Consider the following 1,637-nt stretch of genomic DNA (forward strand, 5'->3'; position numbering starts at 1 on the left):
GGTTGATTTTCAACCTCAGCGAAACGCTTTGAGCGATCAGGGCGTTTCCGCACCTAGCGCGACGGGGGCGCGCCCTTGCGGGCGGCCTTCCGGACGCGTCCCCGCAGGTGTAGGATTCGTGTCGAGGCGTCGCGCTGGCTCTTGAGAGCATGCTCCGCCGGCCCGCCGCGCGCCGCTTCCAGACTCAGCGCGACGGGTCCCGGGCCCGCTATTCGGTTGTCCCCGCAGGGCTATCCGGCCAGCGGCGCCTCGCCCCTCCCCGCGCGCGCCCTCTCCACGCAGGCGGGCGTCAGGTCGAGCTCCGAGGGCGCCAGCGCCTCCACGCCGAAGGCGTCGAGCAGCGCGCGGGCGTCCTCGCCGAACGCGGCCAGGAGCATCTCCGACGGGGTCCTCCACGCCAGCTTGCCGCGCGGCTCGGAGTTGACCTGGGACATGACGAGCGCGGCGTCGGCGCGCGTCAGGCGGTCGAGGCGGATCCCGCGGCCCTTGGGCAGCATCTTCCTGATCTCGACGTGGTTCCTCTCGCAGCCGCCCTTCTGGTCGGCCCGGCGGGGCTCGCAGTAGTAGAGGCGCGTCTCGCCCGCGGCCTCCCCGAGCAGGGCGGCGATGCCGCCCTCGTCGGAGAACTCGGCCCCGTTGTCGGTGAGCACGAGCCCGAACACGCGCCCCACGCCGTCGGCGCCGAGCGCCGCGCGCACGAGGCCGAGGCCCGCCTTCACCGCCCCGCACGTGCCGTCCTCGACGGGGATCGCGAGCTGGAAGGACGTGGGCCGGTGGTAGAGCGTGAGCAGCCGGGCGGAGTCCGCGGCCGAGCCCTCGACGGTGTCCATCTCCCACGCCGACGCCCGCTCGTCCTCGGGCAGCCGCGCGAACTCGTCGTGGGACCTGCGGGCGGAGTGGCGCGTGGGGCGCCCGGGCGCCTTCCTGGAGCGCTTCTTGTAGCCGACCTTCCTGCGGAGGTCGAGGTTGGTCATCTCGGCGTAGCCCGCGTCGACCCAGCGGTACACCGTCGACGCGGAGATTCCCAGCTCGGGGTGCAGCGCGGCGATCTGCTGCGGCGAGAGCCCCCGCGCGAGGCACGACCTGATCGTCGACAGCTTGGCGGCGACGGACCCCTCCGTCTCGTCTATGCCGCGCCTCGACCCGGAGAGCTCCGCGTCCGCCGCGGCCTGCGCCATCCTTGCGCTGTAGAAGACGCGCGGCTTCCTGCTGCAGCCGTACCCGCGCCTGCGCCTGCACCCGTTGCAGCACCTGGGCCACGACTGCAGCCGCTCGCACGCGCCGGACAGGTCCGCCGGCGCCGGCTCGCCGTACATCGACCTCGGCGCGGTGACGAAGCGGTGGCGCGCCACCTCGTTGGCGACCGTCGACGGCGACCTGCCGAGCTCCCGCGCGATCTCGCGCGCCCCCTTCCCGCGGTCGAGCATCCTCTCGATCTGGTTCCTCTCGTGCCTGGTGAGCCTCGAGTAGGCCCTCCCGGCCGTCGTCCTGGGCACCTTGGCCATATCCGGCCTCCTCTCTTCGCGGGCCGGCCGATCCGGCCCCCGTCCGGGAGGCTAGCGCGAAACGCTTCCAGGACTCAGCGGGACATGTCCCGCTGAGTCCTGGAAGCGTTTCGATGAACTTGCAAATCAAAC

The 1,637-nt window shown here is 72.6% G+C and carries 1 protein-coding gene; it reads right to left on the reverse strand.

Annotated features, from left to right (window positions below; translation table 11 throughout):
• Positions 1 to 230: 230 nt before the first annotated feature.
• Positions 231 to 1,505, reverse strand: coding sequence for an IS30 family transposase (locus B5F33_RS10720; RefSeq protein ID WP_087411812.1), 1,275 nt, complete (start codon positions 1,503 to 1,505; stop codon positions 231 to 233).
• Positions 1,506 to 1,637 lie beyond the last annotated feature (132 nt).

Origin of the sequence: Collinsella sp. An2, assembly GCF_002160065.1 — a bacterium.
Classification (GTDB): Bacteria; Actinomycetota; Coriobacteriia; order Coriobacteriales; family Coriobacteriaceae; genus Limicola.